Source organism: Noviherbaspirillum sp. FW303-A3 (genome assembly GCF_058788695.1).
The window spans coordinates 572,484-597,226 of the sequence record NZ_JBYTAZ010000001.1; the positions used below are offsets into that span (position 1 = coordinate 572,484).

24 protein-coding genes are annotated in these 24,743 nt (G+C 57.4%); 15 read left to right on the forward strand and 9 right to left on the reverse strand.

All coding sequences use genetic code 11. The features are described from left to right. Positions 1-187: 187 nt before the first annotated feature. Together AC3WOY_RS02760 and AC3WOY_RS02765 are read right to left on the reverse strand one after the other, a co-directional pair. Positions 188-1,576 (reverse strand): ATP-binding protein, encoded by a 1,389-nt coding sequence (locus tag AC3WOY_RS02760; RefSeq protein ID WP_492429157.1) that lies wholly within the window; start codon positions 1,574-1,576, stop codon positions 188-190. Beyond that, positions 1,576-2,235, reverse strand: a complete 660-nt coding sequence (locus AC3WOY_RS02765; RefSeq protein WP_492420847.1) for a response regulator transcription factor — start codon at positions 2,233-2,235, stop codon at positions 1,576-1,578. The genes AC3WOY_RS02760 and AC3WOY_RS02765 overlap by 1 nt, the downstream gene beginning before the upstream one ends. Positions 2,236-2,620: 385 nt before the next feature. Between AC3WOY_RS02765 and AC3WOY_RS02770 the strand changes: the two genes are divergently transcribed. Further along, positions 2,621-3,424: a DUF3014 domain-containing protein gene (locus AC3WOY_RS02770; RefSeq protein WP_492420848.1), complete on the forward strand. Its 804-nt coding sequence runs from the start codon at positions 2,621-2,623 to the stop codon at positions 3,422-3,424. 60 nt (positions 3,425-3,484) lie between these two features. On the opposite strand, the gene pbpG is transcribed toward AC3WOY_RS02770, so the two are convergent. The 5 genes from pbpG to AC3WOY_RS02795 form a co-directional block, all read right to left on the reverse strand. Then, the gene (gene pbpG / locus AC3WOY_RS02775; RefSeq protein ID WP_492420849.1) at positions 3,485-4,585 is read right to left on the reverse strand and encodes a D-alanyl-D-alanine endopeptidase; all 1,101 of its coding nucleotides are present in this window, start codon (positions 4,583-4,585) and stop codon (positions 3,485-3,487) included. Between the two features lie 132 nt (positions 4,586-4,717). After that, positions 4,718-5,407, reverse strand: coding sequence for a hypothetical protein (locus AC3WOY_RS02780; RefSeq protein WP_492420850.1), 690 nt, complete (start codon positions 5,405-5,407; stop codon positions 4,718-4,720). Between the two features lie 121 nt (positions 5,408-5,528). Then, entirely contained in the window at positions 5,529-5,762 is a 234-nt protein-coding gene (locus tag AC3WOY_RS02785; RefSeq protein WP_492420851.1) for a hypothetical protein, read from the reverse strand. Positions 5,763-5,884: 122 nt separating this feature from the next. Continuing rightward, positions 5,885-6,142, reverse strand: coding sequence for a DUF5985 family protein (locus AC3WOY_RS02790; protein WP_492420852.1), 258 nt, complete (start codon positions 6,140-6,142; stop codon positions 5,885-5,887). A gap of 1 nt (position 6,143) precedes the next feature. Further along, positions 6,144-6,533 (reverse strand): hypothetical protein, encoded by a 390-nt coding sequence (locus tag AC3WOY_RS02795; RefSeq protein WP_492420853.1) that lies wholly within the window; start codon positions 6,531-6,533, stop codon positions 6,144-6,146. A gap of 337 nt (positions 6,534-6,870) precedes the next feature. Between AC3WOY_RS02795 and AC3WOY_RS02800 the strand changes: the two genes are divergently transcribed. The 5 genes from AC3WOY_RS02800 (at position 6,871) to dsbG (ending at position 13,116) form a co-directional block, all read left to right on the forward strand. Then, positions 6,871-8,118, forward strand: coding sequence for a peptidase M48 (locus tag AC3WOY_RS02800; protein ID WP_492420854.1), 1,248 nt, complete (start codon positions 6,871-6,873; stop codon positions 8,116-8,118). A gap of 90 nt (positions 8,119-8,208) precedes the next feature. Beyond that, on the forward strand, positions 8,209-9,897 hold the full coding sequence (locus AC3WOY_RS02805; RefSeq protein ID WP_492420855.1) for a SulP family inorganic anion transporter: 1,689 nt from the start codon (positions 8,209-8,211) through the stop codon (positions 9,895-9,897). Between the two features lie 178 nt (positions 9,898-10,075). After that, on the forward strand, positions 10,076-10,588 hold the full coding sequence (pal, locus tag AC3WOY_RS02810) for a peptidoglycan-associated lipoprotein Pal (protein ID WP_492420856.1): 513 nt from the start codon (positions 10,076-10,078) through the stop codon (positions 10,586-10,588). 293 nt (positions 10,589-10,881) lie between these two features. Beyond that, positions 10,882-11,919, forward strand: coding sequence for a phosphate ABC transporter substrate-binding protein PstS (pstS, locus tag AC3WOY_RS02815; protein WP_492420857.1), 1,038 nt, complete (start codon positions 10,882-10,884; stop codon positions 11,917-11,919). Positions 11,920-12,234: 315 nt separating this feature from the next. Continuing rightward, entirely contained in the window at positions 12,235-13,116 is an 882-nt protein-coding gene (gene dsbG, locus AC3WOY_RS02820) for a thiol:disulfide interchange protein DsbG (protein ID WP_492420858.1), read from the forward strand. A gap of 102 nt (positions 13,117-13,218) precedes the next feature. Here dsbG and lgt read toward each other — a convergent pair whose 3' ends face one another. After that, positions 13,219-14,016, reverse strand: a complete 798-nt coding sequence (lgt, locus tag AC3WOY_RS02825) for a prolipoprotein diacylglyceryl transferase (RefSeq protein WP_492429159.1) — start codon at positions 14,014-14,016, stop codon at positions 13,219-13,221. A 1,010-nt stretch (positions 14,017-15,026) separates the two neighbouring features. Here lgt and AC3WOY_RS02830 point away from each other — a divergent pair. The 3 genes from AC3WOY_RS02830 to AC3WOY_RS02840 all read left to right on the forward strand — a co-directional run bounded on the left by AC3WOY_RS02830 (position 15,027) and on the right by AC3WOY_RS02840 (position 16,224). Next, a complete protein-coding gene (locus AC3WOY_RS02830) occupies positions 15,027-15,221 on the forward strand; it encodes an ATP-binding protein (RefSeq protein ID WP_492420859.1) in 195 nt (64 codons plus the stop codon). Positions 15,222-15,225: 4 nt separating this feature from the next. Beyond that, on the forward strand, positions 15,226-15,618 hold the full coding sequence (locus tag AC3WOY_RS02835; RefSeq protein ID WP_492429161.1) for a bacteriohemerythrin: 393 nt from the start codon (positions 15,226-15,228) through the stop codon (positions 15,616-15,618). Positions 15,619-15,858: 240 nt separating this feature from the next. Then, positions 15,859-16,224: a hypothetical protein gene (locus AC3WOY_RS02840; protein WP_492420860.1), complete on the forward strand. Its 366-nt coding sequence runs from the start codon at positions 15,859-15,861 to the stop codon at positions 16,222-16,224. A 251-nt stretch (positions 16,225-16,475) separates the two neighbouring features. On the opposite strand, the gene AC3WOY_RS02845 is transcribed toward AC3WOY_RS02840, so the two are convergent. Then, positions 16,476-16,664 (reverse strand): hypothetical protein, encoded by a 189-nt coding sequence (locus AC3WOY_RS02845; protein WP_492420861.1) that lies wholly within the window; start codon positions 16,662-16,664, stop codon positions 16,476-16,478. 550 nt (positions 16,665-17,214) lie between these two features. On the opposite strand from AC3WOY_RS02845, the gene AC3WOY_RS02850 reads away from it, so the two are divergent. From AC3WOY_RS02850 to AC3WOY_RS02875, 6 genes are all read left to right on the forward strand, one after another. Further along, on the forward strand, positions 17,215-19,587 hold the full coding sequence (locus AC3WOY_RS02850) for a TonB-dependent receptor (RefSeq protein WP_492420862.1): 2,373 nt from the start codon (positions 17,215-17,217) through the stop codon (positions 19,585-19,587). A 199-nt stretch (positions 19,588-19,786) separates the two neighbouring features. Continuing rightward, positions 19,787-20,578 carry a hypothetical protein gene (locus AC3WOY_RS02855; protein WP_492420863.1) on the forward strand — a complete coding sequence of 264 codons (792 nt, stop codon included), beginning with the start codon at positions 19,787-19,789 and terminating at the stop codon, positions 20,576-20,578. Positions 20,579-21,123: 545 nt separating this feature from the next. Beyond that, on the forward strand, positions 21,124-21,402 hold the full coding sequence (locus AC3WOY_RS02860) for a hypothetical protein (protein ID WP_492420864.1): 279 nt from the start codon (positions 21,124-21,126) through the stop codon (positions 21,400-21,402). A 63-nt stretch (positions 21,403-21,465) separates the two neighbouring features. Continuing rightward, a complete protein-coding gene (locus AC3WOY_RS02865; RefSeq protein WP_492420865.1) occupies positions 21,466-21,729 on the forward strand; it encodes a hypothetical protein in 264 nt (87 codons plus the stop codon). Positions 21,730-23,061: 1,332 nt separating this feature from the next. Next, positions 23,062-23,424 carry a hypothetical protein gene (locus AC3WOY_RS02870; RefSeq protein WP_492420866.1) on the forward strand — a complete coding sequence of 121 codons (363 nt, stop codon included), beginning with the start codon at positions 23,062-23,064 and terminating at the stop codon, positions 23,422-23,424. An 83-nt stretch (positions 23,425-23,507) separates the two neighbouring features. Next, positions 23,508-24,443 (forward strand): cation diffusion facilitator family transporter, encoded by a 936-nt coding sequence (locus AC3WOY_RS02875; protein WP_492420867.1) that lies wholly within the window; start codon positions 23,508-23,510, stop codon positions 24,441-24,443. Positions 24,444-24,743 lie beyond the last annotated feature (300 nt).

The following is a 24,743-nucleotide window of genomic DNA, read 5'->3' on the forward strand; positions in this document are numbered from 1 at the left end:
ACCCCAGGGAGAACCAAGCCTCGGGAAACGAGATGCCAACCGGGCGCACTAGCAAATCGGCGTCGCTGACTGCATCAACCAGCGTTGACGATACCGGTGACTCTGACTTGCATCAGCGCGAACGCGCTCCAAGTCCGCTTCCCGTAGATTATGCATCCCATGATGCCCTAGTTTCCTTAGATAAACCTTAAGAGCTTTCTCGCGGGTGGTGTTTTTTCCCTGCCTCGGTCACGAGATTAGCGGCAACGACTTGAAGATGCGCAGCGTGCCGATACAGTGGCAAAGTAACCCGTACTTCCAGGCCGCCGCCGCGCGCATCGTACAACGCTAACGTCGATCGATGTCTCTCCGCGATCGCTCTTGCGATCGCCAGCCCTAGCCCACTGCCCGTTGGCGCAGTACCGGGGACCCGAAAAAATCGATCAAAGACGCGCGGCCGCCACTGAGCAGGAATCCCGGGACCGGCGTCGGTGACGCGCAATGTCGCGTGACTTTCATCACGATCGACGTCGATGCGTACCGTGCTATTCGTCGGGCTGTAGCGTACGGCGTTGTCGACAAGGTTACGCACGAGCACACGCAAATCCTCCACCTCGGCCAGTACCTCTGCGTCTGGTCCGGGTGCGTAGGCAATTTGCACACCTTTAGCCGCCGCAAGCGCCGATACGTCAGCAAGGGCCAATCCAACGCAGCGCTGCAGCTGGATTGGGGCATGACTGATTGGCTCGGCAAGCGGATCCTGGCGCGCCAGCGTCAGCAGTTGTTCAACCAGCCGTGCTGCGCGTTCGGTCCCGCCTTGCAACCGTAGAATCGCTTGTTCTCGTTCAATGTCGTTTCGGGAAGTCGCCAAAGTTCGCAACTGCAATTTCAGTGCGGTCAGCGGCGAGCGAAGTTCATGCGCGGCATCGGTCACAAATTCCTGTTGTGACCGTAGCGCTTGCCCGGTCCGTTCCAACAGTGAGTTCAGTTCCGCAACTAACGAGGTCACCTCCCGCGGCACTCCATCGGTTGAAATGGGTGCGAGAGAACGCGGATCACGGCCCGCAAGCTCACGACCGATCCTGTTCAGTGGTTGCAGCGCAGAGGTAATCACCCACCATACAGCCATGACGAGCAGTGACGCGATGGGCACAATTGGCCAAGCTGAACTAAGTGCGATCGACACCGCGCGCTGCCTCCGCGTATCAAGCTTTTGCGCGACCTGGATCACTCGTTTGTCGTTCTTGGTGCCATAGACACGCCACTCCCCGTTGTCGAGCAGTACGTTCGAATAGCCGAGCTGCCCTTGTGTCGGCAGCGCGCGGTATGGCCGTGACTGGTACACGCGTGCACCATCCTCGGTCCATATCTGAATCACGAAATCGAATCCGATTTGTTCGGCGCCTTGTACAGCGTACGCGCTGCGTTGGTCGAAACCACTGTCTTGCAACGCAAACGCGATTTGCTGCATGTGGTAATCAAATAACTTGTCAGCCTGCTGTGTGGCTGCACGCAGCGAAACAATAAACTGAAGCGCTGTGGCAGCGAGAATGGCAGTCCCGAGTAGCAACAGCAGCCGCAGCCGCAGTGACGGCATCACGACTTGTCGACCTTGTAGCCGACGCCGCGCACAGTGACCACGAACTGTGTGCCGAGTTTCTTGCGCAGACCGTGCACATACACTTCGACCGCATTGCTTTCCACCTCGGCAGACCAACCATACAACTTTTCCTCGAGCTGCTGCCGCGACAGAACGGCCCCAGGACGTGCAATGAGTGCGTCGAGCAATGCCCATTCGCGTCCGGAAAGAATTACTTGGCGGCCATCGGCCATGACTTCCCGCGTGATCGCGTTAACTACAACGTTTCCTGCACGAAAAATTAGGTCACCGCCACCTCGCGCGCGCCGGATTAATGCCTGCAACCGGGCGTCCAGCTCCTCGAAGTCGAATGGCTTGACCAGATAGTCGTCCGCTCCACTTCGGAGCCCAAGCACTCGATGGGCCACGCTGTCGCGTGCGGTAATAATCAGGACTGGGATATTGCTTCCGCGCGCACGCACGCCTTGCAATACTTCCAGTCCATCCTTCGATGGCAGTCCAAGATCGAGCAGCATTGCCTCATAGCTTCCGGCGCTTAATGCATCTTCTGCCGCAACGCCGTCCTCTACCCAATGCACATCGACACCCTCTCGCTCCAAGGCAATTTGAATGTTCTCGCCAATCATCTGATCGTCTTCAACCAATAAGATCTTCATCACCAGTCACGTTGTGTAAGGATTGGGTGTCCGCCAGGCGGCCTTAAGGTGTGGGGATTGTACGCTGGACGCATGGCGCTGCAAGCTGGAAGAACTTCCGCGCATACGCAGGTCGGCCCCGCGCATTCCAAGCGGCCGCTTTGTTATTCGGCAAATTAAGGTTCCTCTAAGAAGGCTCCGCTACGCTATGGTATTGGCTCATTCACAACATCCGAAAGTCGGTTTAGGGCATGTAGTCTTGGCAGATGATTCCGACTGGAATGCAACTTTGGCTCGGTGCACATTTTGCCGCAAGCACACCTGGTGCCGCTGTCCTCGACAGATCGTCCACCCGGCATAAGCAGAAAGCAGGGATTTAATCGCGTTACCGGACAGTGGGACCACCATGAAACGTGTCTTTCTTTGGATTATCAGCCTGAGCATAATTGCAATTGGGGCAATTGCGCTGCTTTGGGAGCAAAACATTCCACCGCAATTACTAGAATCGGTGACTTCCGAACCTGTCAGCGAACCGGAGAAAAGGACTGGTCCCGCGATTGCGTACCCGTTGCCGGTACCTGCCGCCCCTGCGGTCACCCTGCCGGAATTGGACCAGAGCGATGACAGCTTTTGGACCGAGGTATTGACGCTGCAACAAAGTCTAGGACAAATAATGCGCGCGGAACGGATTGTCAGGAACATCGTCGTGACAGTCGACAATCTGCCCAGAGAAGAGGTATCTGAACGGATGCGTCCGATCAAGCCAGTGCCAGGCGCGTTCCAAACAGCGACACAAGGACAGCAGCTCAGCATCTCGGCGAACAACGAGCGACGCTACCACTCCTATTTACGTGCGCTTGAAACTATCGATCCGGATCGCCTGGTCGCCATCTACCTCCAGTTTTACCCATTGTTTCAGAAGGCGTACCAGGAACTCGGATATCCGACGCAATACTTCAATGATCGCCTAGTCAATGTAATCGATCACCTGCTTGCCGCGCCGGAACCGGACGCCCGGATAAGCGTGGTGCAACCGCGCGTGCTGTATGAGTTTGCCGACCGTGAGTTGCAACAGGCATCGGCCGGCCATAAGCTGATGATGCGCATGGGGCCGGAAAACGCAAAACGCGTGAAGACACAGTTAGAGAAGGTACGCACCCGCCTAATCGCCGTGTCAAAACAAGCAGGCTCATCGCCCGAAGTCCGCTGACGGTAGCATAGCCGGCGAGAGGAAGACGCATTCCCGCGTTGTCTCCGGCCGTCTGTAATCTCACATCTGCGGGCGTTCCAGCCATTGACGGACGCGCCCGGCGTCAGTTGCCCGTGAAAACTTGCCCTTAGCGTCAAGAAACACCATCACGATCGCACGTCCATCGATTCTCGCGTTCATTACCAGGCAGCGCCCTGCCTCGGCGATATAACCGGTTTTCTGCAGAAGAATGTCCCACTGTGAGCTTGCGACAAGTCGGTTGGAGTTCCGATACTGTAGTATCGGGCCGCCCGGAGCCACCGCATATTCGCGCTGGGTAGAATAGCGGCGGATAACCGGATACGCCTGTGCCGCCATCACTAGTTTTGCCAGGTCGTTGGCGGTAGATACGTTCTGGCTAGACAGTCCGGTCGGTTCCACATACCGCGTATGGAGCATGCCTAGCGCCTTCGTCTTTGCGTTCATGGCTGCAACAAACGCCGGCAATCCGCCCGGATAATGACGCCCCAATGCGGATGCCGCACGGTTCTCCGAGCTCATCAATGCGATCTGTAGCATGTTGGCGCGTGTCAGCCGCGCGCCAACGCGTAGGCGCGACGACGTGTGCTTAAGACGGTCGACATCGGCTGCGGTCACGGTCAACACTTCATCCATATCTTGCCCGGCTTCGACCACGACCAGTGCTGTCATCAGTTTCGTAATCGACGCGATAGGCATGACTTCGTCCGCATTCTTTTCGAATAGGACTTCGGAACGCTGGGGATCGAAAATAAATGCGGAGTTTGAACTGAGATTCGGTGGGTCCGTCGCACTCATGGTAGCCCTTGGACGCACAACCACTTGCGATCGCCAAGGTCGGGCAAGTGTTGCGCGCGTCGCATGCCGATGAACTGTTTGACGCTGTACGCGCACGGCTTTTGTCTTCACCGCGACAGTTCTGCCGGTTTTTGCCCTTGTCGCCTTCACGCGCGGCGCCGGGTTCTCGCGCACGGCTTTCCTAGGGACGCGCCGAATGGAAGCCCGCTTGGTCGCAACTGCCTTTTGTGCCTTGACGGAGCGTGCCGTCGCACCGTCCCTAGTAGCGCTTTTGCTCCACGCTTCAGTAGGCGTTAGCAGCACCTGCGCCAGCACAATCACAATTGCGAGCACGTACCCGAGCATGAATAACTACTCCTGTTTTACACCTGAAAATCTCAGGCTTGCAGTGTAGCAAAATCATGCTCATTATCAAGTAAAATTAATGACTTACAATAATTAATTAATGTTTATTCTAGCCTTGGAAGCCGCCTTTTTTTATCCTGCTGCCTGACGATCGGTGCGCGGGACCGCTCTCGAGTGGCCGGATCCGGCGCTTACGCTGCCGGAGGTGATACGTCGCATTTCCGCCTCACGTAATTGCTCTAATTGCCGTGCGTTCGCAGTCGTTCGCTGTTGTCGCTTCTTGTCTGCGACCGTCAACTTGCTCGTCGCCTCCCTATCGCGTTTGGCCAACTGGGTGCGCTCCCTCTTAGGGGCAGCTTGTGCTTTCTGAGCTAACTGCTTTTTGCCTGCGGATGGCTTTACCGCACTCCTCATGGTTTCCTGTGGTCGCGTTGAAGCGTACCGCTTGACCGCAGTTGCAGGTTTGGGCGCGAGAGCACGTTCGACAGTGGGTTCAGGGGCGGCTAGCGCCGTCTGCAATGTCTGTGCGGGTTGCGGCACTTGCGCACGGAACTGTAGGGTGTCAATAGCCGGCATGTCAGATGTCGATAGCTTGATCGCAGGCTGTACTGCAGGCACAGCCTTCGTCTTCATGTCCTGACCGATCGTCGGCGCCAAGCTCCAGTCAGTCGCGTCCGCATGTCCGTGCGCGCCCCACCAGAACGCCGCGGCGAGGCCTGCATGGACCAGCACCGCGAGGCTGAACGGCAGCCATTGGCGCCGTTCGCGAGGAACGTCATAGCGTCCGTTATTACCCGCTTCTCTTTCGTTATCTGAACTCATTCCATGTTTGCGACGCGACCTGCGCCACCCTCAATCTCACGTTTATATTTGCCATGCAGTACCACCTCTATGCAGCCGGTGCACAGCCTGCGCCCTCCCTTCATACCGGACCAGCCGCGTATTAGGAAAGCACAACTGTTAGCACGCCGAACGCGGCCATAAGGCCCCACAGCACGACATTCAGAATCGTTGCCGCGATATCAGGTGCCTTGTGTGCCAGGGACAGCAGGCGAACGCGACCGGGATGATGCTCGGGGAGCAGCGCGCGGAGTGCCAGCGCACCGCCTGCAAGTGCGGCAGCCGTGCCGCCAAACGCGAGTCCAAACCAAGCCAAGCCCCACAACACTGCTTCCATTCCACCCCCAAATCTCAGGCCGCTACGTTATATAGCCCATCTCGGGACGTGTAGCCACGGTGCGGACACAGTCCGTACCGGAGGGTTAATGCTGCCCGCCCCATTTTCTTTCGGCACACAGGTTAATGCTCGGCCCAAATCAAGCCATATAGCAGCGGTAATAGCCCAAGCATTGCGCTGAGCGCCGGCCAGACGGATATGTCCACCTGCAGAAACACCAGCCGGTCGACAACCAGCAAGAGATAACTGCCGGTCAACCCGACGAACGACAAGCCACTCCACAGCAAGATCTCGTGTCCGCGCCGGGCGTACCCGCGTAACAAGAGCATGCTACAAACGAAAGCCGAGAATGTGCAGAATGTATAGATCACCGCAGCCATTTCATTCCTTTCGCGTTCCGTCGAGTGGGCGAGACTGCTTGATTTCATGAATGCGGGTGGAGCTATGGATCAGGTTCGTAACCGCCACCAGGTGGTGCACGTAGGCGTCGGCGATGCGGGGAATCAGTTCGCGCAACGACGAAGATGCCGGTGCATAGTGGTAGCGCGTACCCGCGCCTTCCACTGGGAGGAGCATTGCCGCGTCGCGCAGTTCGAGCAACACTTTGCTCGCCGCTTTCTCACTCATGTAGAGGCGCTTGGCGAGTCGAGTGCTGTCCCACTCCACGGATGGCTCACGGTCCATTAACAGCATCGCTTCCAAAAACGGCACCGATGGCACGCTGGTCAGGAGGAAGCGTTTTACATCATCGGCGAGGTGTTCCAAACCCATCACTTTCTGCTACTTGTACGATTCGCTGCTGGCGCCAACGTCAACTACCGACTGTCCGTGGATCTCTTAATGATGCGACTCATCAAGTTGACCATCCGCTGGCAACATGTTGGCTGAATCAGTCGATCCGAACAGTGCGAACACAAGCCTCGGTGGTCTGCGCCGAAAATTGCCGTCATGATGCACGACATAGCTTAGAAGAACCTTAAACAAGGGTCGCCAGCGTCGAAACGCAGAAATCAGCGACAGTGTCTGATTTTCACAACGGGTCTTCGACATGGCGTTTCGCCCGTTTAAGCTTGTTCTAAGGTAACTTCGTTACACTGCGCGGTCGCCTTTGATCCACACACCGCCACTGACCAATCATGTCAGTGCATTTGCCTGCTATTGCATGAGCCTCCTGGTCACACTCGTCATTCTTTACCTTGCCATTTCCATCGTTTGGCCATATGCGGCGCATCCATCTCGACTCCATCGTCGCATGCGTTACCTGGGGCGCGCCACGCTCCTCGTGCCGGCGGTTATTCTGGCCGCCTGCAGCGCCCCCCCGCCCGCGGCACCGCCAACCAGAGCTGGAGAACCGATTGCCAGCCATTCTGTCGTGCAGACTGACGAGCCATCCATCCAACCCGCCGCGCCCCAGACGGAGCTTGCACTACCACCCGAGGTGGTTCGGGAGCGGGCGGTCAGCCTGCATGCTGCGGTCGAGCAGCAGCGGCGACTGTATGCAGTGGCAGCACCACTTTTACTTAAGAATGCGGACCTTTGCCAAAAGAAGGCAGGACACCTGCTCGGTCTCACTGCCAAGAACAGGTTTTCGTTTGGCGACGATTTTGTCGACGCTGCGGAGTTGGCGCTTGGACTGGGGAATGCATTGCAGGTGATGGACGTTCTTCCCGGAAGCGGTGCCGTGCAAAGCGGTATTACTGCTGGTGATATTCTCGTCGCAGTGGAGGGCAAGCGAGTCCCCGAAGGGCGACGGGCGGAGCACAGGGCTGTCGCCATGATTGCTGCGGCAATGAATGGCCGCAGCAGCGTACGCCTGTCCTTGCAGCGTGACAAGGAACAACTAGATGTCCTCGTTCCGCTCACGCGCGCGTGCGCATTTGTCATTGAGCTTGGCCATAGCCTAACTGTGAACAGTTTTGCGGACGGATACCGGGTGATGCTAACCCAAGGCATGCTTGGCTTTGCGCGCACCGACCAGGAAATCGCCTATGTGATTGCGAAGGAGATCGCGCACAACGTACTCGCTCGAGGTGCCCGGCCCCGGATGGCAGCGCGTATTGACCACATTCGACTGCCCGGGTCGGCATCGCCGAGCCACCTCGATGCACCGTCCCCCTACACTCCCGTGCTGGACGCAACGGCCGACAAGTTGTCGCTCTACCTGCTTGCCCGGGCCGGATATGACGTCGATGGCGCCACCGTATTCTGGAAACGGCTGGCAACGCAATATCCCGCTGAGCGCAAAGACGATCACACTGCATTACATCCCGCCACCGCATATCGTTTGTCGGTCATGCAGCGGATTACCGAAAACATTGCTTATCAAAGGAAGCTGCGACGGCCATTAATCCCTTAGCCATCAATGCTAGTGCACCGGTGCCGACTCGGCGTATATGTCGCGGGGCAATTGTGCCTTCGCGCTGACTACACGATTCTTCTTTCACCTATGCGATTTCCAGTCACCATCGTCCGCCTGCTGCCGTTCCTAAACTGGCCGCGACCGACTTGGCAGTCAGCCAGCCGCGACGTGTGGGCAGGGATGAGCGTCGGCCTGGTGCTCATCCCGCAAGCAATCGCCTATGCCAGTCTTGCCGGGATGCCGCCAGTCACTGGGCTATACGCAGCATTGGTGCCGAGTGTGGTCGGGGTGCTGTGGGGTTCGTCGGCACTTCTAGCGGTGGGGCCAGTGGCGCTGACCAGCCTGCTCACGTTCGGATCACTGTCGCCACTCGCCATACCTGGAAGTACGTCCTGGGTTGGACTTGCAATCTGGTTGGCGATCTACGCCGGAATTATTCAGTTCGCCCTCGGCGCGTTCCGGTTGGGGCGTATCGCGAATCTGGTTTCGCAACCAGTCATGACCGGGTTCATCAATGCCGCAGCGTTCATTATCATCGTTTCGCAGTTACCGGACCTGGTCGGGGTCGAGGAGCTCTCGCTCGGCGCGGTCGCTGCATTTGGCGAGAGATGGGTGCAGGCACCGTTTGCCGCAGTGTTGCCGGGTGCAGTCGGATGTGCCGCGCTGTTGTTGCTCGTCGCGGTCAAGCGCTATCTGCCTCGCGCACCGGGCGTCCTGATCGTGACCCTCGGTGCCATCGCGCTCAGCACCTTTATTGATTATGCAGGTCTTGGTGGGGTGACCGTTGGCACGGTGCAGGCCGGATTGCCACAGTTCGTGCTGCCGCCGGCCATTCCGTTGTCCAGCCATCAGGAGCTATGGCCGGCAGCCATTGTGCTTGCGCTGATTAGCTTTACCGAAGCGATGTCCAGTTGCCGCGTGCTGGCACGCAAGACCAATCAGCGATGGGATGAAAACCAGGAGCTGATTGGGCAAGGACTGGCCAAGGTCGCTAGCGGCTTCAGTGGCGCATTCCCCGTCAGCGGCTCCTTTTCCCGCTCGGCCCTGAATCTCTACGCAGGAGCCACCAGCGCCTGGTCGACATTGGTGACCGTAGTATGCGTGCTCATCAGCCTGCTCTACCTGACCGACCTGCTCGCCGCCCTTCCGCGCTCGGTACTGGCCGCGCTCGTGATCGTGCCAGTACTGAGCCTGCTCGACGTCAACGCGTTTCGCAAATTGTTCCGCATTTCGAGGATCGACGGCGTGATTGCCGCGGTCACGTTTGCGATCACCTTGTTTTCCATCCCGCGACTGCACTGGGGCATCGTCGCCGGCGTTGGCCTCACGATGGCGGCCTTCCTGTATCGCCGCACCGCGCCGCGCGTAATCGAAGTGGGCCAGCATCCCGATGGCACACTGCGAGACCGCGCCCGCTTCGACCTGCCGCCGATCGCCCCGGACTTGCTTGCGGTGCGGATGGATGCGGCGCTCAACTTCCTGACCGCGGTCGCGCTCGAACATTTCATCATCGATCAGTGCCGTCGCGGCTCGCACATCAAAAACGTGCTGCTCTGCTGCAGCGGCATTAACGATGTTGACGGTACCGGCATCGATTGCCTGGAGCGGATGCACAGCAACCTGAAGCACGAGGGTGTCGCACTGCACTTGTCGGCCGTGAAGATTCAAGTCTGGGACATGCTCGAGCGCGCCGACCTGGTCGCAATGATTGGCAAGGAGAGGTTCTTCGCGACCGACGCGGCGGCAATTGCTGCCTTTCAAGCTGCCCATAGCTAGCGTGCCGATACACCGGATGTTCTGTTGTCTTTTTAAAAACGAGCAACGATAAGTAGATCAGGAGGACATTGAAAATAGGAAATCCATACGGCACCATACGCAACTTGAACGCGCTGGCGTTCAAACCAAAACCAATCAGCATTTCGTTCGCCCTTTTAATTTGTAAGGAAAATCAACCATGCAGTCCTTGAAATTGTTTGCCTCCGTTTCGTTTGGCGCCATCCTCCTGAGCGCTTGCTCGTCCACCCCGCTGAATGACAAGGCAGCCGGTGCAGCTGCCCCGGCTGCAACTCCGACGGCTGACGCCCGTTCGGTCGCCACCGTTACAGCAAGCAGCGATCCGCTGAACGACCCGAAAGGTGCATTGGCCAAGCGAAGCGTGTACTTTGACTACGACAGTTATATTGTGCGCAATGATGGCAAGCCGGTGCTGGAAACGCACGGCAAGTACTTGACGGCCAACAAGAACCGCAAGATCGTCATCCAAGGCAATACCGACGAGCGCGGCGGCAGCGAGTACAACCTGGCCCTCGGCCAGAAGCGTGCCGAAGCGGTGCGCAAATCGATGTCGCTTCTGGGCGTTCCCGACGTGCAGATGGAAGCAGTGTCGTTCGGCAAGGAAAAGCCGAAGGCTACCGGACATGATGAAGCCGCATGGGCGGAAAACCGCCGTGCCGATATTGCCTATTGAACGCATGAAGCTTGCCGGTGAGACCGGCCGCTGCCTATTTCGGCACAATGGATGCACCGTGCCGAAATAGGTGTCCCGACTACATACGCTTTCGCGGCATGAAAACTGCGTGCGAGACGAAAAATCCGCACTCTTCAATAACGCTCTACCCGAGCGTTGCCGTTTGTTTTGTTCTGCCGCACCACTCACGCCTTCCGATCGCTGACTGCTGACCGCAGTGTCACGTCGGCGTCACAAACGTTCGCTACAGTCGACCTTCTTGAACAATAAACCACAAGGGAGGGGTTGTACGAATGAAGCGCTTTCTCACATCACTGGCCGTCGCCGCTGGCGTCGCAATCGTTGGGACCGCCGCGGTAGCTGCGGATATCACTGGGGCTGGGGCAACGTTTCCCTATCCGATCTATGCGAAATGGGCGGATGCCTACAAGAAGGCGACCGGTACCGGCATGAACTACCAATCCATTGGCTCCGGCGGCGGAATCAAGCAGATCAAGGCCAAGACTGTCGATTTCGGCGCATCTGACATGCCCCTGAGTGCCGACGACTTGGAAAAGGATGGCCTAATGCAGTTCCCTGCAGTCATGGGTGGTGTGGTTCCGGTGGTGAACCTGGATGGCGTGAAGCCCGGACAGCTGAAACTGACAGGCCGTGTGATTGCCGACATCTATCTTGGCAAGATCGCCAAGTGGTCGCACCCGGATATCGCCGCGCAGAACCCGGGCGTCGTGCTGCCGGCTGACGATATTACGGTGGTACACCGCGCAGATGGCTCCGGCACATCGTTCCTGTGGACTGACTATCTGTCCAAGGTCAGCCCGGAGTTCAAGACCACCGTCGGCTCCGGCACTGCGGTGAAATGGCCGGTTGGTGTCGGTGGCAAGGGCAACGAAGGCGTGGCCGCCAATGTACAACGTATCAAGGGCGCAATCGGCTATGTCGAATATGCGTACGCAAAGCGGAACAACATGCAGCATACGCAGATGCAGAATCGCGACGGCCACTTTGTGCAACCGGACGATGACAGTTTCAAGGCGGCGGCCGAGGGAGCTGACTGGGCCAAGGCACCCGGCTTTGCTGTCATTCTCACCAACCAGCCCGGAAAGGGGAGCTGGCCGATCACCGGCGCCTCGTTCATCCTGATGCACAAAGCGCAGCTTGATGCCATGAAGGCAAAGGAAGCGCTGATGTTCTTTGATTGGGCGTACAAGAATGGGGCAGCGATGGCGACCGAACTCGAGTATGTGGCGATGCCTGCACCTGTCGTAAAGTTGGTGCAGGATGCCTGGAAAGCACAGCTCAAGGATGGGGCCGGCAAGGCGGTGTGGTAACCCCTCCACCATCCTCCGTGCTCGCGCCCCATGCGCGCGTCACACGGACTGACTGAGATACAGGAGGCGCACGCCTCCTGTTTTGCATTCAACACCCCTTTCCCTCCCACACGCCGATGCACGCGCAGCGCTGGCCCGGCGTCCGAAGTTCAGTGCCTCGGCGTCGCAAGCACCACTGGCGCGCGCGCCGCATTTACCTCCCACGGGTTGCTGCCACTATCAATCGAGTAACTCGCTTTTTTGTCCAGAATCTCGCGTCAATTTGTCGTATCCTTACTTCCAGCTGACTGATTGCTTCCAAGTCCAGCACGCCCATTGTTTCTCGCTGAGCCCGATATTCACATGTTTGATTTTGCTTCACGCCTCATGACCATTTCGACCCATGCCATCTACCATGCATTTGGCGGCATTCTCTTACTGGCTCTCCTGCCGCATGCGCATGCCGGGCGCCCTGCTCTGCCGAAAGTAATCCGGGATGCGGTCGTCAACGGGGTCAAGGTCGAGAAGACGTTTGCGGCGGCGTCAGGCCTGACTGGTTGGATACTCAACGAGCATGGGACCTATTCTGTCGCGTACACCACGCCGGATAAGCGCACGCTTATCATCGGCACCCTAATCAACGAGAAGGGCGAAAACCTCACCGACCGCTACGCGGAGAAGTATTTCCCGAGACCAAACCGCGCCACACTATTCGATCAGTTGGGGCACTCCGCCTACGTCATCGAAGGGGTCGCCAAGGCCCCCAAAAGCGTGTTGTACGTCTTTGCAGATCCCGCCCAAACAAATAGTTACTTGCTGTGGAAAGCATTGCAGCCCTACCAAAGGGTCGGCCTGCAGGTGCGCTGGATCCCAGTGGTTCCGCCGGGTTCCACCGGAATGCCCAAGGCCGTGGCCATGCTCGACGATACAGGCACCAGCGTGTTCCTCAAGGAGGACGTTGCAAGTGGCAGATTGCGCGCCTTCGCGCAATCCTTGTCAGATTCGATCGATGCCGATGCCGACTCGGTGCAAAAGATCAGGAAGAATACTGCGTTAATGGATGCGTTTTCTATCAACAGCGTACCGGGGATTGTGTGGCTAGACCGCACAGGGAAAGTGCACGTCCAGAGCGGGATGCCGCGACTAACGGCGTTGGCGACGATTACCGGCTTGCCGCGTCAGCCGATCACCGATCCGGACCTCGCTCGCTTTAAGTGAAGGCAACATGCAGTCGTTCCCTGCATCGACTGGCAACGTTACTCGGTAAGCGCTGCGAGCGGCCAGCTTATGTACCGCTGGTCGCTACAGATCAGCACGGCGCTAACGACTCCTTTGCCGGTATCCGGCCAGTAACACGATAGTCCCTAGGGCAATCATGGGTAGTGACAGCATCTGGCCAGCTGAGATCGTCAGCCCTGCCAGCGATACGGTGTAGTCTGGCGTGCGGAAGTATTCGGTAAAAAAGCGTGCGCACCCATAGCCAAGCGTAAAAACGCCACTCACTGCCATCATCGGCCGCGCCTTGCGTGCATACAGCCAGAGGACACAGAACAGCAGAACGCCGTCAACCAATGCCTGATAGATGGGCGACGGATGACGCGGCAGCAGGTCCACGTTCGGCCAGATCATCGCCCAAGGCAAGCCCGCGTCGGCGACGCGACCAGGTAATTCGCCATTGATGAAGTTTCCAATGCGGCCGGCGGCATACCCGAGTGGCACCAGTGGCGCGATGAAATCGAGCACTTCCATGACTCTGCGCTGCTTCTTACGTGCCCACAGTGCCATCGCGAGCATCACGCCGAGGAAGCCGCCATGAAACGACATCCCGCCCTTCCATACCGCTATGATTTCCAGCGGATGCGAGAAGTAATAGTCAGGCATGTAAAACAGTACTTCGCCCAGCCTTCCACCCACCACCACGCCCAGCACCCCATAAAACAGCATGTCGTCCAGGTCCGCCACAGTCCAGCTGGCGGCGGCGATGTGCGGTTGCCGGATCCGTACACATCCGAGCATCAGGAACTGTACAAAGGCAACCAGATACATCAGGCCGTACCAGTGCACCGACACGGGGCCAAGCGAAAACGCAATCGGATCAGGAAGGGGGTGAATCAGCATCGTTTTTTTCATTCAAGAAAGGTCGAGGAGTGCGGGTGTCGCCGCAGGGTCCGTTGGCGTCCTGCACACGGCGCGAGAACGCTTCCAGTTAGAAACAGACTGTTGTACAAGGGTAATCTATGTACATCGAGGTCAACGAGAAATATATGCCCGTAGGGGACTTCGCACTGTACACAAGCACAGTGGCATGAAAGGTGTTTCGATCGCAACGCTGCCCGACTCAGGACGCCAGTTTGCTAGAGGTCAACAACGATGCTGCCGTACGCGATTAGCGTGTTGCTACGAATAGCAATTCCACCGCGTCCGCCATCACATGGACTCGATCACTCAACCAGACATCCTATTTAACGCGGAACATAAGACTGGCGCTACTGCTTCCTGACCGGTTGTGACCCTCCCGAGGATTGCGTACGCCGCCCCTACAGATGAAAGGAAATGCATACGCGTGAATTGCTCCCAACAACTGCTGCACGCTGCTGAAGTATCTCCCGCCCACAAGCTTGAGATTGCAGGCCTAGAAGAAACGTGAACCGCGAGAGAATTGGATATACTCGCTCAGGGTGCTCACACAAACAAGTGTGGCAGGATGTGCGCTGGTCGGGCCACCGCGCGGCTCGCGTACGATCTATGACCGCATCCATCATCAACAACAGTTCTTCCCTGCGCAGCCGTCGTGCCCGTTTTCACCTTATGGGCCATCGCCGTTTAAAATCCAGGGACTTCCACTCAGGTGCAGTGCCCATCTAGCACTCCCTTTTAATTGCCGCATGCCTAGGGTGACATACAGACTCCCCTTCGTTGGGAGTCGAGTTTCTCCGAAGAAGCCAACTTTGCGGCGACGCTGTTGCGACAGTCCTTGGGCTAGGGCATACGCACGGGCTGGTCGCACCGTTCTATGAAACGATCGACATCGGCCAGGAAGTCCGCGACCTGTTTTCCCTTTTTTTGATGTCCTCGCCGAGGGCAAGAACCTCGCACTGGACGGCGAAAGTCATGTCCATGGTGACCGGATGCTTCTGCGCCGCGTGATCAGCAATGTCTTGTCGAATGTCATCCGACATTCGAGTGCGGAGGGCGAAGTAGCCGTGAACTTAAAACGCACGGACGATGGCGCCCTTGCCGTCCGCATTACGAACAGCGGAGATACCTTCACACAAGAGCATATCCCGCGGTTGTTCGACCGCTTTTATCGTGACAACAGTTGAAGACATGACTCCGCCAAAGGTGAGGCATTGCAGCCACAAAGCGATTGATGCAGACCACATGCACATATTTTCTTTAGCTGAGGAGCTACGCAACGCCAGCATATTGGGACGGGAAGCAATCGTCGTAGGGCGTACTATAACCGAGCTGCTCATCTATGCAGAAAAGCACTTTCAGAGGGAGGAAGAACTCATGCGCAGCCTCGATTTTCCGGCGATCAAGGAGCACCAGCTAGAGCACGCCATATTGCTTCAACACGTGCGGAGCATGCACCGCGAGTTTATGGATGGCCGTCCCATAAAACGAAGCAATGTTTCGTATTTCCTGCGCCGCTGGCTGCGAAATCACATCACGACGACAGACATGGCTTTCGTTTACTTTGTACGCAAGTGCAGGTAGGAACGGATCCATAGGGCTGCAAGCCTTTAACTGTTGGAATACCGTAAATCTACGCACTGCAAGCATAGTCCGAACGGCCTATAATCACGCTAGCCCGTTTCCCCCGATGACGTCGCGAAAGGCCCGTGCATACTTCCCTGACACTCGTGCGGGCTTTGCTTTTTCCGCTTCCGGACACCTTCCCTAGTTGAAGAAAACAGTCCTTGTGCTGCACAATGCACGCGTGGACACCGTGCCGCCATGACCGCAAACAGCATCATCACCGAGCCCGGCGACAATCGCCGCGAGCAGACAGTACATAACGCGCTTACCCTCTGCGAGCGAAACAAGCATGTGGACATCGAATTTCAACCCTCTCTTCCTGCGTCACGCGCGTGCTTACGACGCGAAATCGAGGTTGGCGACGTCGTCACATTGAGACGAGACGAGGAAACGTTGACGGTGAAAGTCGGCGCAGAGGCTGATGCAGGGCTGTTCGTAGGCGAGATCATCGACTTCGGCTCCAGGAGAGGGATGTACCGTGACATGTGGATAGGCGACGCCGTCATTTTTCAAGCATGCCATGTATTTGCATGCGCAGTACATGCACCGGTGATTTGCCGTTAATTCTTTTGGGGCGATTTTTCCAGCGCTTCCCTCACGAGCTTCAACAGCTCCTGGTCTCCGAACTTGAGCAAAGGCCGGCCATTGAGGAAGAACTCCGGCGTCTTGCTTACACTCAGGCCGTTCAAATCTGCGACATCCTGCTGGACGATGCGGGCAATGTCTGGCGATTACACGTCTGTCTGTAGCCGCTCCACGTCCAGACCAAAGGATCGATGTATTGCCAAGTAAGGTCAACCCACGCGGTATGGTAATCAGGGGGAACGGACGGAAAACTCTGACACTTTAATCCTTGCTGATTGCCCGCACTGATAACGGCGCTCTGCCTGGAACGTGAAGATGACCATTTCGATGTCAAACGGCTCGTTTCGCGCCGCGCCACGTCGCGACGGGCATTGTGATGCCGACACCCGAATGAGATCGGCGGCGCCGACGTTGCTCATTAGTCATTAGTTCCTGCACACAGTCAGCGATGCATCGAAATGGGTCGCGTTGGCCAATCTCAGGGACTGCGCAAAAACTACCGGATCATGTAGATCAACTGCATCGACTGTCACGGCACCCGGTGTTTGGCTGGCGAACAGCCGCTGGATGCCTGGATTTCTGCTGTCACCAAGAGTCAGGAGCAACCGACAATCACCGGACAGTAGTGACAGGAAGCGATCAACAGCTTGGAGTGATCCGCCTTGGAGCTGGTGCTGAAAACCTGAGCAAATCTCAAATTGACTGATCTCTTGCTCATTTTCAGCATATTGAAGCAGATTACACCCTATCCACCTGCTCCATTATTGAACAGATGTGTCTCATTAATGAAATTTTTGTGACACAGTGAAGGCATCCAAAACATGGCCGTCGTTGATTGTGCGAATCGGCGCAGTTGAGCAGTGCCGTCACTAGCAAAGCACTTGGACTTGAAATACTGGTACGTACCAATTGGCATGCTCCTTGCTGCTTTGCAATGCACCGAATTACAGAATACAAGGAGACACATGCATGATTCACCTGACAGTCTCGGATTTTCAGTCTACTACACCGAACAAGCCTAAGGTAGACGTCGGTAAAGTGACAACATTGGCGCAAGCTGCATTTGCACTTGCCATCGCAGCGCCCGTTGCGGCCCAAGAAGCCAAGACGCTGCCGGTTGTCGAAGTCGTCGGCACGACTCCGCTACCCGGCCTAGGCGTTTCGCGCGATTTGTTGCCATATCCGGTCCAGACGACAAATGACAGGGTGATCAAGCAGTCCAATAGCGCCAACATCAGCGATTTCATGTCGCAGAACCTCACCGGCGTCAATATCAATGAAGTGCAAGGCAGTCCGTTTCAAAGCGACATCACCTTTCGCGGCTACCGTGCTTCCTCGTTACTTGGCACACCGCAAGGTGTCTCGGTATTCCTGGATGGTGTGCGCATCAACGAAGGATTCGGCGACGTCATCAACTGGGACATGCTGCCGGAAGCAGCGATCGCCAATATCACATTAGTGCCCGGATCCAATCCTATTTACGGATTGAATACCTTGGGCGGCGCACTTGCGTTCACGACAAAATCAGGTCAGACACATCCCGGCTTCACGTCTGAGCTCACCGTAGGCAGCTTTGGCCGCAGGCGGCTGGATATCGCCTTGGGCAAGCGTCTGAATGACGGATGGCATGCGTTCGTCGCGGGCACGAAGTTTAACGAAGACGGATGGCGCGACTCTTCCAGCGGCCGACTTGGCAATGTGTTCGCCAAATTCGGACGCGATCTTGGACGAACCACCCTGGACATGTCCTTGTTGTCAGGATCGAGCACATTGATCGGCAATGGTCTGCTTCCGGACGACCTGTATGAAAGCAATCGCCGCTCGGTGTACACGCATCCGGACCAGACGAAGAATGAAGTACAGCAGGTTTCGGTCAATCTGTTACATGCGTTAAGCGGCGACACCGAACTATCCGCGCTTGCCTACATCCGCAAGAGCAAGCGCAATACCGTCAATGGCGACATGAATCCGGATTACGAAAGTTATGCGGAAGCTTGTGAAGATGGGTTTAACGCAACCGGCAACTCGCTTGACGATGATTGCTCCGTGACGCGAGATGAAGGCTTTGCAATATCCCCTGCCGTGCTGAACCAAACGCACAGCAGGCAGACTGCTTATGGCGTAGGAATGAATCTGTCGCACGAAGCTGATGGACACAAACTGGATTTCGGTATCACTGCCGACCGAAGCAAAGCCGACTATGCACAGATGTCGCAATTCGGCGCCTTTGATGCGAGCCGTGGCGTCATCGCCGATCCTGCATCGTCGCGTCAACTCGACGCGGCTGTTACTGGCAGTTCCTGGAACATCGCACTGTACGGATCAGACACCTTTGCACTGTCCTCAAGTACGCACCTGACTGCATCGACCCGGTATAACCTGGCAAAGGTCACCAATACCCTGACCAATAATCGCGGCCAGCAGCCCACCGAATCGTTCGACTATAAAAAGCTCAATCCGGCGGTGGGAGTGACCCACAAGCTGGCGAATGGGTTCCGCATGTTCGGTAACGTGTCGCAAAGTACCCGCGTGCCGACGGTGATCGAGTTGGGCTGTGCAGATCCATTGCAACCGTGCGCACTGCCGACGGGCTTGCAGGCGGATCCTTTCCTTGAGCAAGTCGTCTCGCGTACGGCTGAAGCCGGAGTGAGCTACAGAGGTGCCAATAACAGCGCGTACACCGCGTCGATATATCAGTCCATCAACAAGAACGACATCCTTTTCCTGCGAGCAGGAGCCACTCAACTCGGCTATTTTTCCAACTTCGACCGAACCAGGCATCAGGGCGTGGACTTGTCCGGCCGTCGCGACATCGGCAATCTCGCCCTGCGGCTGAATTACAGCTATCTCAAGGCGACATACGAGGCGACAGGAAACCTGTTTGCGGGTGAACGGACGATCGCAGTCACACCCGGTATGCGCATTGCGGGGTTGCCGAAACATACGTTAAAACTCGGCATGGACTGGAAGTTTGCGCCGCAGTGGAGCCTTGGCGGCGATATCGTCGCCGTCTCAAGTCTGTTCACACAAGGCAACGAGGATGGCTTGCTTGAAGACCCCGAGCGGGGTGCGCCGCTGGAAACCGGTAACGCCAAGATAAGCGGCTATGCCTTGCTCCACCTCCGTGCAAGCTACAAGCCGACCAGGCAGTTTGAGTTCTTCGTCCGGATGAACAATGCGCTGAATCGGGAATACGAAACCTATGGCGTGCTGGCTGAAAGCTTTTTCCCCAATGGCGAACTGGTTCAGCCGCATGTAGCAACAGGTGCTCCTGAAAACACGCGTTTCGTTGCGCCTGGCGCGTCGCGGTCGGTGTTCCTTGGAGTGAGATACAGCTTCTGAGTGGACATTCGCCAAGGCCAATGTCCTCACTCTCTGATCCACCGCCGACCACGTGATACCGATTCGTTCGGCGACAGACTTGCAAGTCTAGCCATCCAAGCCAGCCTTCATCATCCCGATTAATTTCGCTACGCGCATCGCGCGAATATCAGCGTGCCACGTACTAGAATACAGGGTGATATATCCAGGGAGAAACAATATGTTCAACAAAATGACGTGGGCGCTGCTACTTGCAACGCTTGTTCCAGCGACCAGTGGCGCGCAAGACGTAAAAAAAATTCAGGACAATTCCTTTCTGTTGGAAGAGGCGTACAACCAGGAGGCTGGCGTCGTCCAGCACATTCAAAGCGCCATGTATAACCGTCGCAGCAAGGACTGGTTCTACACATTCACGCAGGAATGGCCGGTGCCGGACGAAACGCACCAGCTCTCCTATACGCTGCCGGTGACCCATGTTGGCACGACCGGCATGGGCGACCTCGCACTGAACTATCGGTATCAGGCGATCTTGCGGGAGCAGATCGCGTTTGCGCCACGCTTTTCGGTAATCTTGCCAACCGGCGAATACAAGAAGGGGTTGGGAAGCGGCGCGCTCGGCTACCAAATCAATCTTCCGCTCAGCGTTGAGCTATCAGACACATTCGTCTCGCATTTCAATCTGGGCGCGACCTACACACCGGGAAGCCGGGAGCCCGGCGGCACGAAGGCAGACACGACTGCAACCAATGTCGGCGCAAGCGTGGTTTTTCTGGCAACGGCAAATCTGAACCTATTGCTTGAAGCCGTGCGAACTTCGGCGGGCGTCGTGCAGGCGGACGGCAGCCGGCAGCGTGAAAGAACGACGCTGATTAATCCGGGCGTCCGCTTTGCAAGCAATTTCGCGTCGGGCATGCAGGTGGTGTCAGGACTTTCCTTCCCGCGCGGTATTGGGTCTTCCTCCGGCGAGCGCAACGTCCTTCTCTATCTGTCCATCGAGCATCCGTTCAAGTAGCGATCGCAAGTACCGCCGGCGCCCACACCGGCTACAACCGTGTACCGCCAACGTCCCCGGACGACGTGGAGAACATGGATAAGATGACGCACGCGGCGCGCTGCATGCGCGACCGCGCGTCGCACTTAACCATCGTGGTTGAGCCAGCGCACGGCGATGGTTGTCACGCCCCTTTCGCAGGCGACGTGCGATGTGCCGGGCACTCCAAGTTCGCAGTGCAACGCATGCCCGGCGGTTCGATTACCAGCATACGCCCGGACTCTGTCTGGTAGACACACGACCGCAGTCCACTTGTACGTACTGTCGGACTGCCGCGTACAGCAGCTTAAACCTGTTGGAACGCCCCCATCACTTGCACGCCCAGCGCGTCGTTAGACCCATACCGGGTTGCGTCTCAACACCGTAAAAACAACGTTTAAATTCAACGCGTTACGAGATTTCGCATGGCCGGGACTGCGCGCTGGCACGCCCCCTGCAATAGGTCTGTCGAGCCCCAAAGAAAAGCTCGCAATCCACCCCCTACTTCACCCATAAGGAATACTGCAATGACTACCCTGATGATTAAAGACCTGGCAATGACCGAAGAACTTGACGGCAAGGCGATGGCTGCCGTGCGCGGCGGCTGCTCGTCCTGCGCCCCGACCTATGGCATGCCGAAGCCCTACGCCAAACCGTCCGCCGTTTCGTTCGACGCATCGCAGATGCTTGGCCAGACCCAAAACGTCCTGAACAACAACGGCAACAATGTCGCGTTCGCCAGCGGCATCAGCTCCACGGTCTCGCCGACACAGACCGGCGCCAACACCATCAACTTCGGCATCTAACCAGCACACGGTTGGGGGCGGTGCCGCCCCCACCTGCCATAAACGAACACAAGGAACCTCACTATGTCGACCATCATGATTCACGACCTTACGCATAATGTCGAACTCGACCGCACGGCGCTGGCCAGCATCCGCGGCGGCAATTCCTGGCTCCAAGGTCTCGGCCCGATTGCCAATATCAACGTCGGTGTCAACCAGAACATCACGCAACTGCAGAACGTCGAAGTCAATGCCCTGAACAACGTCGGCATCATCGGCGCCGGCTTCGGTCCGCTCAAGCTGGATGTCAGTCCCAGTCAATGGGCAAACACCGGCACCTTCCTCTGACCCCTGCGAGCAATGGCGGCTCGTCGCCCCAGATAGAAGTTGCGTCGGACACCGGCGCACGCCTGCAAGGCCGTGCACAATATGAGTCCGCAGGTGGACCGGCCTCGATATTCTTTAGGCAGCGGCCGTATTGCCGGCCTGTGCAGCCCTCACGGTGAACGTTGTTCCTGTCCCGAACCACGAACATCCGGCATCAACCAGTTGACACCAGTCCCCAATCCGTCCTCTGTTATTGGAAGCAATCAGAGCTTTGACTGGAACATTTGCGGCCATGATAAGTCAGTAAGTGCAGGCCGCAGTCAGAATGTGGCATCATGAATCGTCCCATCCATAGGTCGTCAATCGTTCGCCTTCAGGCTGACGTAGGTGACTTGCCAAGAACAGGTGGGGGAGTCGGGTGGAAATGCAGTGCACAGCATTGGCCCGCATTGCCTGAGTTACAGATATCAGGAGAAACGAAATGAGCAAAGTCGTATTGGCTGCAGTGATCGTCGTCCTAGCTGGCTGCGCCGGCATGGATACAACGGGTTCCAGTGGAACGGGTAACACGGGCTCCCATGCCAGCGGGCAAGACAACCTGTATAAACAGGGCAGTGGGAGATAATGTCGCCGTGGCAATAACCGTCTCAGACTGCACACTTGAGGCTGGCGGCACTCATTCGTAAGGAAAGTTGCAGCTGCCCCCTAGTTGTCATGGTAATGCCGCGCCCACGCGCTACACTGTAGTCATCTCCTCGCAAATCCTAGTGCGGAGTTGGCCCGCCGTGCATGCGCCGCGGGCTTTTTTCTGGCAGCGGCCTTCGGACGAGCAATGACCGCAACCATTCGTGCACACTGCAGGTCGCTGTCGGAACCTTGGTGCCAAGTGGTGAGCATGCATGATTGCGCGGTGTCGGTGCGCTGCCCCGCCTAAAAACTCAATCTGCTGCAACGGCATCGACCTCGCATGAAGCGTGCTGCATGTATTCAGTGTCCAGCTTATTCCGCGCATACATCGTGGTGCATCGCTCGACGACCGCGGCTAGCACGCGGGTAGGCAGAGTGCGGCACCGACATCCGAATAAGGGTGTAACAAGTCCGCGGGCGAGATATACTTGTTTATGCGACTTTCCGCACGCCCCCTTCGATGATCATGCCTACTTGCATCCCTCATGCCCCCAAACGGTCCCCGCGAGCGCCAAGAGTCGTCACCTTGGGGATACTCCTGCTTTCCGTGATCGGCGCGCTCAGCGCCTGTGACCGCCGAAAGTAGCAGAAGGGTTTCAGCCTTGCAAACGGCTAGGCAGGATGCACGAGTGCGTTGTGGTTCCGCTGGCCTCACCGGAGGAAGATGTGGACGCAAAACGGTTTGCACCTGCGCCGGCTGGGAAGATCCGCATCTACCTTGTGCGCCCGTACACCCAGGAACCCACTAAAGTGTCCCGTGTTGTACTGGATGGGAAACCCGTAGCGGAACTGGCGCCGCTTACCTTCGCGGTCCTCGATGTCGCGCCGGGCCGGCACCAGCTGCAGGTGCAAACCGGCGACAGCCGGGAAGCGGCGCTCGACGTGAACGCCACTGACACCATCTATCTGAGCTACCAGCTAGACCTGCTGTTCAATACGACAACGGGCAAGCTTTCCGTCGTCCCGGCGGACACCGCCCAGGCAAGCGTACGGCAGTCGCGCAAAGTCGCTCTCCCGGCCGGAACCTAGTTATACCAAACAAGCGTCGACAATGCAGGGTAACACGCGTGACGCATGACGCAGTCGGCGGCGTGACCACCTAGAGAGCGCCCATGACCGACGGTGATCGACATGGAGACCACGCCCACGCGCACGGCAGCAGCGGCAACCTGCAGGTCGCCTTCCTGCTCAATCTCGCCTTTACCGTGATCGAGGTGGTTGGGGGGCTGTGGACCAACAGCGTTGCCATCTTGAGCGACGCAGTCCACGACCTCGGCGACTCGATGTCGCTCGGCTTGGCGTGGTACTTCGACCGCCTGTCACGGCGCGAGCGAACCGCCAGGCATACCTATGGGTACCGACGCTACGCACTGCTGGGCGGCTTAATCACCGGACTTGTCCTGATCGTGGGCCTGGGGTTCATCCTGTGGAATGCCGTTGCCCGCCTAATCGCACCGCAACAGGTGAACGCGCCGGGAATGATGGTGCTGGCTGTAGTCGGCGTACTGTTTAACGGTGCCGCCGTGCTCAAGGTCAGGCGCGGCTCCTCGCTGACCGAACAGGTGGTCAGTTGGCATCTCCTGGAAGATACGCTCGGATGGATTGCGGTGCTTATCGGCGCAGGCGTAATGGCGGTGTGGGACTTGCCGCTCATCGACCCCTTGCTTTCGGTCGGAATTTCCCTCTTCGTCCTGTGGAACGTCGTTCGCAACCTGCGCAAGGTCTTTAATGTGTTTATCCAGATGGTGCCAGAAGCGTTTCACCTTGATGCATTTGAACGCACAGTGCTGACCCACCCCAAAGTGCTGTCCATCCACCACACGCACTGTTGGACCGTCGACGGCGAGGTGCATGTGTTGACCACCCACCTGGTGCTAGACCGTAGCGCAACCCGAGAGGAAATGATCGCCGCCAAAAGCCTGGTACGTAGCCTCCTGGATGCGGACGTGTTCGAACACGTGACGGTCGATGTCGAACTGGAAGGCGAGTTGTGCGTAATCGGCCCCGCTCACCATTCTGCCGAGGCACAGCCCGCTCACCCGCACTGACCGCACGCTGGTTGCCCGAACAGCAACGGCGTTGCGGCATGCGCCGCAAACGGCTACACGACACCGTCCTTTGGAAAGCCGACTCGTGCCAAAGCAACGCTGTCAACGCGCGCCTCCGCCGTACATTTCGCGCTCTTTTTGTCACTCGGCGCGGGCGGCAGCCGAGTCGTCCGTCCCGCCCATACGCAGCCCGGCACAACCACCGGCAAAGGTTATTGCCAAAATAACCACAAGCAGTCGTTTCATCTCATCTCCCGCATTGCCATTACCTTGCTTAACCACCCGACACGATGACCATAT